The organism is Clostridium sp. NSJ-145 (assembly GCF_021044725.1).
GTDB lineage: Bacteria > Bacillota > Clostridia > Clostridiales > Clostridiaceae > Clostridium > Clostridium disporicum_B.
Genome location: NZ_JAJNOS010000032.1, coordinates 1 through 8,977, shown reverse-complemented (window position 1 = coordinate 8,977; position 8,977 = coordinate 1). Strand labels below are relative to the sequence as shown.

General features: G+C 27.7%; 10 protein-coding genes, 3 tRNA genes and 2 rRNA genes. 2 read left to right on the top strand and 13 right to left on the bottom strand.

Features of this window, described 5'->3' with window-relative positions; translation table 11 throughout:
* Nucleotides 1-490 precede the first annotated feature (490 nt).
* Nucleotides 491-1,168 (top strand): uracil-DNA glycosylase, encoded by a 678-nt coding sequence (locus tag LQE93_RS16385; RefSeq protein ID WP_055268456.1) that lies wholly within the window; start codon nucleotides 491-493, stop codon nucleotides 1,166-1,168.
* 112 nt (nucleotides 1,169-1,280) lie between these two features.
* Here LQE93_RS16385 and LQE93_RS16380 read toward each other — a convergent pair whose 3' ends face one another.
* Entirely contained in the window at nucleotides 1,281-1,484 is a 204-nt protein-coding gene (locus tag LQE93_RS16380; protein ID WP_055268454.1) for a hypothetical protein, read from the bottom strand.
* 290 nt (nucleotides 1,485-1,774) lie between these two features.
* Nucleotides 1,775-1,850, bottom strand: a tRNA-Phe gene (locus tag LQE93_RS16375).
* Between the two features lie 127 nt (nucleotides 1,851-1,977).
* Here LQE93_RS16375 and LQE93_RS16370 point away from each other — a divergent pair.
* The gene (locus LQE93_RS16370) at nucleotides 1,978-2,406 is read left to right on the top strand and encodes a hypothetical protein (protein ID WP_070205711.1); all 429 of its coding nucleotides are present in this window, start codon (nucleotides 1,978-1,980) and stop codon (nucleotides 2,404-2,406) included.
* Nucleotides 2,407-2,476: 70 nt separating this feature from the next.
* On the opposite strand, the gene LQE93_RS16365 is transcribed toward LQE93_RS16370, so the two are convergent.
* The 11 genes from LQE93_RS16365 to LQE93_RS16315 all read right to left on the bottom strand — a co-directional run.
* Nucleotides 2,477-3,397, bottom strand: a complete 921-nt coding sequence (locus LQE93_RS16365) for a CPBP family intramembrane glutamic endopeptidase (protein ID WP_055268452.1) — start codon at nucleotides 3,395-3,397, stop codon at nucleotides 2,477-2,479.
* Between the two features lie 188 nt (nucleotides 3,398-3,585).
* Nucleotides 3,586-4,089: a CinA family protein gene (locus LQE93_RS16360; RefSeq protein ID WP_055268450.1), complete on the bottom strand. Its 504-nt coding sequence runs from the start codon at nucleotides 4,087-4,089 to the stop codon at nucleotides 3,586-3,588.
* Between the two features lie 121 nt (nucleotides 4,090-4,210).
* Nucleotides 4,211-4,447: a hypothetical protein gene (locus tag LQE93_RS16355; protein WP_055268448.1), complete on the bottom strand. Its 237-nt coding sequence runs from the start codon at nucleotides 4,445-4,447 to the stop codon at nucleotides 4,211-4,213.
* Between the two features lie 120 nt (nucleotides 4,448-4,567).
* Entirely contained in the window at nucleotides 4,568-6,655 is a 2,088-nt protein-coding gene (fusA, locus tag LQE93_RS16350; protein ID WP_231074534.1) for an elongation factor G, read from the bottom strand.
* A gap of 428 nt (nucleotides 6,656-7,083) precedes the next feature.
* Nucleotides 7,084-7,548, bottom strand: coding sequence for a VanZ family protein (locus tag LQE93_RS16345; RefSeq protein ID WP_231074532.1), 465 nt, complete (start codon nucleotides 7,546-7,548; stop codon nucleotides 7,084-7,086).
* 19 nt (nucleotides 7,549-7,567) lie between these two features.
* Complete coding sequence (locus LQE93_RS16340) at nucleotides 7,568-8,011, bottom strand: hypothetical protein (RefSeq protein ID WP_231074530.1); 444 nt, start codon at nucleotides 8,009-8,011, stop codon at nucleotides 7,568-7,570.
* 136 nt (nucleotides 8,012-8,147) lie between these two features.
* Entirely contained in the window at nucleotides 8,148-8,306 is a 159-nt protein-coding gene (locus tag LQE93_RS16335) for a hypothetical protein (protein ID WP_172675783.1), read from the bottom strand.
* Between the two features lie 180 nt (nucleotides 8,307-8,486).
* Nucleotides 8,487-8,562 (bottom strand) — tRNA-Ala (locus LQE93_RS16330).
* Between the two features lie 5 nt (nucleotides 8,563-8,567).
* A tRNA-Ile gene (locus tag LQE93_RS16325) sits at nucleotides 8,568-8,644 on the bottom strand.
* Nucleotides 8,645-8,649: 5 nt separating this feature from the next.
* A 5S ribosomal RNA gene (gene rrf / locus LQE93_RS16320) occupies nucleotides 8,650-8,766 on the bottom strand.
* Nucleotides 8,767-8,864: 98 nt separating this feature from the next.
* Nucleotides 8,865-8,977: ribosomal RNA gene (locus tag LQE93_RS16315) — 23S ribosomal RNA — on the bottom strand; the annotation flags it as partial.

Here is an 8,977-nt window from a genome sequence, read left to right as displayed (position 1 = left end):
CTTTGAGTCTTTTTAAATAGACTCTCAAAAGAATTGCTGGATTTATTTTAACTATATTCTGTTCAATTTTCAAAGACCATATTTTGTTATCGCTTCAAGCGACTTCCTTATCTTATCACCCACTCAACTTTATGTCAACAACTTTTTTTCAAAGTTTTTTTGACTTAGTTTCGTTAGCAACGAGACTTATCTTATCACTTATCAAAACAACTGTCAAACACTTTTTTATCTTATGTTTTTGTTGTTTCGCATCAGCGACGAGATTTATCTTAACATTCTTCCTACATTATTATTCACAATTTTAATTTAATTATTCTACATTATCCACATTTTTTTCTTTTTTTCTCTATAATTCTTATTTTTCCTATTATTGATATACTAGGTAGCGTTTCTGCCAATAAACATTATTTTTCTTTATTGTTTTATTAATTTCGTAAGTTTATAATACTTGTATGCTATATAGGTAAAATTATTTATTGAGGTGATATTAATGAAAAAAATACTTAATAATGACTGGCAAGACTTATTAGAAGAAGAATTTAATAAAGATTATTATTTATCTTTAAGGAGTTTTTTGGCTAAAGAATATAAAGAGAATACTATTTATCCTGATAAATATGATATTTTTAATGCATTGCATTTTACTCCATACAAAGATGTTAAAGTAGTAATATTGGGTCAAGACCCTTATCATGGCCCTAATCAAGCACATGGATTAAGTTTTTCAGTAAATCCTAATGTACCTATCCCCCCTTCCCTATTAAATATATACAAAGAGTTAAAATCAGATTTAGGATGCTATATACCAAACAATGGCTATTTAAAAAAATGGGCTGATCAAGGTGTTCTACTCCTTAATACCTCATTGACTGTTAGGGCTAGTCAAGCTAACTCTCATAAAAATATCGGTTGGGAGACCTTTACTGATAAAATAATTTCCTTAGTAAACGAAAAAGAAGATCCTGTAGTTTTTATACTTTGGGGAAATAATGCAATTAAAAAGAAATCCCTTATAACAAATAAAAGACATCTAATACTTACGTCTGTACATCCTAGTCCATTATCTGCATCTAGAGGCTTCTTTGGAACTAAGCCATTTTCTAAAACAAATAGTTTTTTAGAATCAGTAAATAAAACTCCTATAGATTGGCAAATAGAAAATATATAAAAAAATGGTCGCTTAAATAAACTGATTACTTGATTAATCTTTTTCAAAATTAAGTTACAGTATATTTAAACGACCTCTTCTTATCGTAAAATTTATGTATATATTTTAATATTCAATCACTAATTCTATTTCTTTTATAAATAGAATATATAAATGCTGATAAAATTCCAATTACTCCACCAGCAGCAAAAGTTAAAGTTATGTTTCCTATAATAGCTCCAACTAAAACTCCAGTGCCTACCCCTATAGCTATTCCTTTAGTTAAATATTCATAATCTTTATCTGAAAGTATCATTTTTTCTAAAAACTTAACCATAATTACCTCCTCAGAATTCTATACTTAAATTATATAGTATAATTATTAATAATTTCTTACTTAAAAGTTAACTTTACCTAAATATTATTTATCAATTGCTTATACATATTAGACGCATTAGATATCCAATTAGTTCCTTATATTTATAATTTTTATTTATTTCATATCATTAGGATAATTATAAAATACTAGTTAAGTTACTCTTGATATTAAAATGAAAATATTCTAATAAATTTGAGTATTAATTAGAAAAAATAGAAAAAAGCAACTTACGAATGTAAGTTGCTTCCTGGTGGCTCGACCAGGAATCGAACCAGGGACACGAGGATTTTCAGTCCTCTGCTCTACCGACTGAGCTATCGAGCCTTAACACAGACAATTATACCAAATAACTTATATTATGTCAAATAAATTTATTTAATTTTATAATATGTATTTTTTGTAATTATAAAAATATACTTGTAATATATAACACTTTATATCGGAGGTTAATTTGCAATTCGTAATTTTTATAATTCTTATATCTGCTATAGCAGGAGTATATTTATATTATGATCAACAGCTTGCTAAAGTAAAAAAGCAATTAATGATTACTTCTAATCAACTTAGGAAATGTAAAACTCAACATAGATCATTAGCGACCATTGATAAGCCTCTAAATATTAAATTTATTAATCCTTCTTCTCAAATTGGGATAACTAATACAAGTGCTAAGTTATATCTAGCTCCGACACTAGATTCACCTAAGTTAAATACCTTATCAATAAAAATGGAAGTTAAAATTCTTGATAGTGCATTAGTAGATAATCTACTTTGGTTTTATGTTAATCTTCCAATTGATAGCGACATTAATTGTAGAGGATGGATATCTAAAAATGATTTCTCAACAATTTTTCCAAACTCTAATTCGATGGTTAAATAATTAAAAAATCTAAAAGTACAAAATGCTTAAAAGCATAAGTACCTTTAGATTTTTTAAGCTTGTATATTTTTTAAATATTTCCTGACGTAACTTGTCTTACCATAACTAATAAATATATAACTATTATAAAAATAAAATATATATTAAATACATTTTCTTCATTGTTTTTTCTATAGAAAATTTCTTTACTTATTGTTCCTCGTTTTATATTATCCTTCTTAAGCTTCTTTATTAAAAGATATGCTATATAAGCGAATAATATTGCCATACATCCATATTGAAACGTTAATATTAATTTTTCTCCTAATGAAATTGCTTTTAAACTAATTTCAGAGTCTACATTAGATGGCAAAAATGATACTATCTTTTGTATAGTTATTGATGTTCCATTAATAATAAAATGCATTATTGCCGAAGCAAAAATACTATTGGTTATTCTTACTACTAATGCTAAAATAAATCCTAATGCTGTAGCATAAAGAAACTGTTGTGGATCTAAATGCATTATTCCAAATAAAAGTCCTGTTGCAATACAAGCTACATATATGTTCTTATTATCATATCCTGATAACACTATACCTCTTATTGTTATTTCTTCTGTTATTGCCGGAAGTACTGCTATCAATAATAATAATATCCAATAAGGAGTATTTACAATTTCTCCAACAAAATTTCCTATCTCATTTTCAAAAAAGAACTGTGATATTAAAGAAAAGAAAGTCATTATAGGCTGACATACAAAAGCTAAACATATAACAATAAAAATATCCTTTATATGCAGTTTATTTAATCTTAATACCTTTTTGGGTGATTGCTTAGTAATTAATAAGTATATTAATGCTGGTACTATAAAAATTATTATGTGATTTATTGTTAACATCCATCTTATATCATTTATATTTAAAGCTCTAAAAAGTATATATACTGGTAAAAATAGTTGTAATAACATAATTATTAAAAAATAAATATTAGCCTCTTTTATTTTCTTCATAAATTCCCTCCCCAACATAGATAATATAGTAATAATTTGATTTAAGATTGTATAATACTCATCTTATTTGTTAATAATATTTAATGAAGTAAATTATACTTCATAATTAATCGCCTCTCCCCCATTTTATTTATATACAAAAATAATCCCTTTAATAACATTTAAATTTAGAGGGATTATTTTTTATTTTATAAATATCCTCTTTTAGTTAATAAATCTATAAGCATCTTTAACGCAGAAATTGTAGTTTCTTTTCTAATTTCATTTCTTTCTCCAGTAAAATTAAATTTTTTCACTACTGTTTCTCCATTTAAATATATTCCTATATATACTAATCCTACAGGTTTTTCAATTGACCCGCCTCCTGGCCCAGCTAAACCTGTAGTTGAAATTGCTACTTTTGATCCACTTACCTTTGCAATTCCATTAACCATTTCTCTTGCTGTTTCTTCACTTACAGCGCCATATTGTAATAATGTCTCTTCTCTTACGCCTAGTCTACTTATCTTTGCTTCATTTGAATATGTTACAGATCCCTCTAAATAAGCAGCTGATATTCCTGGGTATGATATTAATTTAGCTGCAACCATACCACCCGTACATGATTCTGCTGTGGAAATCGTTAAGTGATTTTTTATCAAAATTTCACCAATAATATATTCCAGATCTTTATTGATATCTATATTTTTCATATTATAACTTCCTCACATATCTAAATATTCTTAATTTAAATTATATACTCTTTACAAATAAAGGTATATAATAATTAACAATAAAAATCTCTAAAGCATTGTTGTGCTTTAGAGTTATGTACTATCTATATTTATTAGCTGTTATATAATAATCTCCACCACTACTTATTCCTTGCTCTAAAATATTAAAATCATTTTCTTTTAACATTGAGGTAATTATGCTTATATGCTGTTTATTCTTCGTATCTAATGTTATAGTAAAGTTATCATTCTTATCAACTATTCCCATATAATCATGAATATCACTATATTCTCCAAGTCCTAATGCTCCTCTTATATCCATCTTATAATCAGACATATCTTACCTCCATTTCTTGCAGCTTATTTTTACAAACTCTTTACATATAATTATTTTATGTAAGAATTATTTATTTATTCATAAAATAATAAAAAAGCTACCATATAGGTAGCTTTTTTATTAAGCTTCTTCCTTTAATCTCTTAGCTTCATCTAGTATTTTAGAAACTTCTGTTGAAGGAACTTCTTCATATCTAGCAAACTTACTTACATAGCTTCCTCTTGCTTGGGTCATTGACCTTAAATCTGTAGAATAATTAAACATTTCAGCCATAGGGACTTCAGCAATAACTTTTTGAAGCTTTCCTTCTTGCTCCATACCTATAACTCTTCCTCTCTTCTTATTTATATCTCCCATTACATCTCCCATATATTCGTCTGGTATTAAAATTTCCACACTCATAATAGGTTCTAATAATACAGGTTTAGCTTCTTCTAATCCTTTTTTGTAAGCTATTGAAGCTGCTATTTTAAATGCCATTTCAGATGAATCTACAGGATGATAAGATCCATCATATAAAGTTGCTTTTAAGCCTATAACAGGATATCCTGCTAAAACTCCATTTGATAAACAATCTCTTAATCCTTTTTCAACTGCTGGAATAAAGTTTCTTGGTACAGCTCCTCCAACTACTTTATCAACAAATTCTAAATCAAGTTCTCCATCATTTCTTGGTTCAAATATAATTTTAACATCTCCATATTGTCCATGCCCACCTGATTGTTTTTTATGTTTTCCTTGGACATCTGCTCTACCTTTAATAGTTTCTCTATAAGGTACCTTAGGTTGTTGTAGCGTAACATCAGCTCCAAATTTATTTTTTAATCTACTAGCTATAACTTCTAAATGAGTTTCTCCTAATCCCCAAACTACAGTCTCTGCATTTTCTGTATCTCTTTCAACCTTAAATACAGGATCTTCTTCTGATAATTTAGACAGTGCTAAAGATATCTTCTCTTCATCACCTTTAGCCTTAGGTAAAATAGACATTGGCATTACTGCTGTTGGAAAATTAATCTTGTCATACATTATATTGAAATCTTGACTACATAAAGTATCTCCAGTACCTGTATATTGAAGTTTAGCAACTGCTCCAATATCTCCAGCAATTATTTCTTGTACTGGAACTTGATTTTTTCCCCTCATAAAGAATAAATGATTTAATTTTTCTGTTTTTTCCTTATTAGAATTTAAAACGTTAACATCGCCATCTATCTTTCCTGTTATTACTTTAAATAAAGATATTTTGCCAACAAATGGATCAGCTATAGTTTTAAATACCATCGCAGAAAATGGCTTATCATCTCCTACTTTTATGAAAACCTCTTCACCATTGCTTGAATTTTTTGCTTTTTGTGATAATGAATATTCCGGTGATGGAAAACAATTTACTATATTATCTATAAATGATTTTATTCCTACTAACTTAGTAGCACTTCCACATAACACTGGTGCTATATCTCCTTGAGCACAACCTTTTACTAATCCTGAGTAAAGATCCTCATCACTCAATTCACCATCGTTTAAATATTTATCTAAAAGTTCCTCATCAGTTTCAGCTATAGATTCCATTAACATTTGTTTACATTCATCAACTTTATCAACTAAATCTTCTGGAATATCTATATTTTCACACTTTAAAGTCTTCTTATCAACTTTTATAGCAGTTTTTGAAATTATATCTACAATTCCATCAAAATCATTTTCTCTTCCTATTGGATATTGAATAGGAACAACACTCATACCAAACTTTTCTTTTAATTCATCTAAGGTTTTATCAAAGTGAGAATTTTCCCTATCTAACTTGTTTATAAAAAATGCTCTTGGTAATTTGATTTTATTGCAGTAATCCCATGCTTTTTCAGTTCCTACTTGAACTCCTGATACACCACATACAACAATTGTTGCAATGTCCACAGCTCTCATTCCTTGAACCATTTCTCCCTGAAAATCAAAATATCCAGGCATATCAACTAAATTTATCTTGGTATCACCATTTTCAAGATAAGCTATAGATGTTGATAATGATATTCCTCTTCTCTTTTCTTCTTGATCATAATCCATTACCGTAGTTCCATCTTCAATCTTACCTAATCTGTCAGTGGTATTAGCATAATATAATAGTGCTTCTGCTAAAGATGTCTTTCCTGTAGCTCCGTGTCCTATTAAACCTACATTTCTTAGATTTTTAATGCTATAGTCTTTCATAATACATCGATAATACTTATAGTAGTATTATCTTTCACCCACCTTTCTTATATGAATTTGTTTGGATTGCTTTCATCTAAATTACTAAATATTATTGATTATATAGTTAATTTTTATGAAATTATATTCTAAAATAGTACTTATACATAATTGCCTATTCATGATTAATTTTCCTAATTATTATAAAATTATTCCCAATTTATATAAGAGTAATCATTTGAATATTACCCTATGTAAGTAATTTATATATTAAGTGGTTCATATTATTACTAACTTTCATTTAAATATTTATAAAAAAACAAGACTTACACACAATAATTAATCTTATGTACAAGCCTTGCTCTAATTCATTTTTACTTAACTTCAAATTTATTACTAATATAATTCTATTAATAGACTTTTATATTTAATTATAATTAGTATACTAATTAATAACTTGCGTTAAGTTTATTCTCTTTTTTCTTATTTATCTTAATCTTTATATTTACAATAATCATAGCTAATAAAGCTCCAGCTGAATCAATTAAAACATCTCTAAATGCCATCGCCCTTCCTGGAATAAAATATTGGTGTATTTCATCCGTACAAGCATAAAAAAATGAAAATATAAAAGAATAAAAAATAGTATTTTTTATATTTAAATAACATTTCATAACATTAATACTTAAGAAATACAATATAAAATATTCTGTGAAATGAGCTGTTTTTCTTACTATAAATGTTGCAAGCTCACTTAATTCATTGTTTAAATCTATTCCTATAAACTGAAATAATTTCAATACTAATCCACTTTGTTTACTAGATACATCTCCTGGTTGATTTGACATATAAAATATCAATCCCATCCAGAATAATAACGCAATCCATCGTATTATTAATCTTCTGTTTCTCATTTTATTCTCCTAATTATTTTTACACTTTATCTATTAAATATTTATTTACATATGCTAAAGATTCTTCAATAGTACTTTGTCCTCTTTCTAAATCTTGAATTCTCATTTCTAAATTACAAACCCTTTGTTCTATTAAATACATAACCTCTTTTATATCACTTAAAAGTTTAATTTCATAAGAAACTTGTACTCCATCTGAATCTATATATACCTTTTCTGGTGTAGAGCCACACTCAGCACATTTAACATAGACTCCTTCTCTATCTAAATCTCTAAATACTTTAAATGTATCATTATTACATTTGGAACAATTCGATAACATTGTAAAATCATAATAGCTAATATCAATTTCATATTGACTTCCGCAGTTCTTACAAGTTAATTTAAGATTATTATTATCAGTCTCTATAAAAAATGTATTCCCGCTACAACCTTCTTTTTCGCATACCACAGTTCTTATCATAAAGATTGCCTCCTCATTTATTTATGGTAATATTATTACCTAAGAAATTAATATGCTAAAATTTATACATATATGATAATAATTTAATTTATATACTTATATAACAATACTATTCTATTTTTTATGCTCCATTTTATTATTTAGATTCTTTATTTTCTAGTAATAACTCTATCTCTATTTCTATGTTTTTAATGTCTTTATCTATCTTGTCCGTATTTTTATTAGCTAACACTAATTCCCGCTTTTTTAATTTTAATTCTTTAAGTCTCAATTCTAGTTCTTCCCTATTATTCATCCTGACTCAACTCCCCATATTAAATATTATTTCTAAATAATATTTTATTACCTCTCTATAACATTAATTATATCTCATTTTTATTATATTCCCATAAATAAAATGCACAAATTTTAGATATATTACGACATTTTATTAAATTTTTACAAAATAAAAAAGCTACGAATTACTTCGTAGCTTTGGTGGAGGTAAAGGGAGTCGAACCCTTGACCCCTTGCGTGCAAGGCAAGTGCTCTCCCAACTGAGCTATACCCCCAAAAATGGTGGACCTTCAGGGACTCGAACCCCGGACCTACCGGTTATGAGCCGGTTGCTCTAACCAACTGAGCTAAAGATCCTTATTACCTGGCAACGTCCTACTCTCCCACACAGTCTCCCGTGCAGTACCATTGGCGCTGTAGAGCTTAACTTTCCTGTTCGGAATGGGAAGGAGTGTTTCCTCTACGCCATCATCACCAGATTTACATACTTATTATACTATCCACCATAATTTTTGTCAACACTTTTTTTCAAAGAATTTTATTCTCTGAAAATTGCACATGAATTTTATATTTTTTATTGGTCAAGCCCTCGACCTATTAGTATCAGTCAGCTAAATACGTTACCGCACTTACACCTCTGACCTATCAACCTTGTGTTCTTCAAGGGGTCTTACTAGCTTATGCTATGGG

Bases quoted from the DNA above. Each gene is read 5' to 3' on its own strand.
- LQE93_RS16335 (WP_172675783.1), bottom strand. From the start codon at position 8,306: ATGAATAATAGGGAAGAACTAGAATTGAGACTTAAAGAATTAAAATTA.
- LQE93_RS16380 (WP_055268454.1), bottom strand. From the start codon at position 1,484: ATGGTTAAGTTTTTAGAAAAAATGATACTTTCAGATAAAGATTATGAA.
- LQE93_RS16345 (WP_231074532.1), bottom strand. From the start codon at position 7,548: ATGAGAAACAGAAGATTAATAATACGATGGATTGCGTTATTATTCTGG.
- LQE93_RS16365 (WP_055268452.1), bottom strand. From the start codon at position 3,397: ATGAAGAAAATAAAAGAGGCTAATATTTATTTTTTAATAATTATGTTA.
- fusA (WP_231074534.1), bottom strand. From the start codon at position 6,655: ATGAAAGACTATAGCATTAAAAATCTAAGAAATGTAGGTTTAATAGGA.
- LQE93_RS16360 (WP_055268450.1), bottom strand. From the start codon at position 4,089: ATGAAAAATATAGATATCAATAAAGATCTGGAATATATTATTGGTGAA.
- LQE93_RS16385 (WP_055268456.1), top strand. From the start codon at position 491: ATGAAAAAAATACTTAATAATGACTGGCAAGACTTATTAGAAGAAGAA.
- LQE93_RS16340 (WP_231074530.1), bottom strand. From the start codon at position 8,011: ATGATAAGAACTGTGGTATGCGAAAAAGAAGGTTGTAGCGGGAATACA.
- LQE93_RS16355 (WP_055268448.1), bottom strand. From the start codon at position 4,447: ATGTCTGATTATAAGATGGATATAAGAGGAGCATTAGGACTTGGAGAA.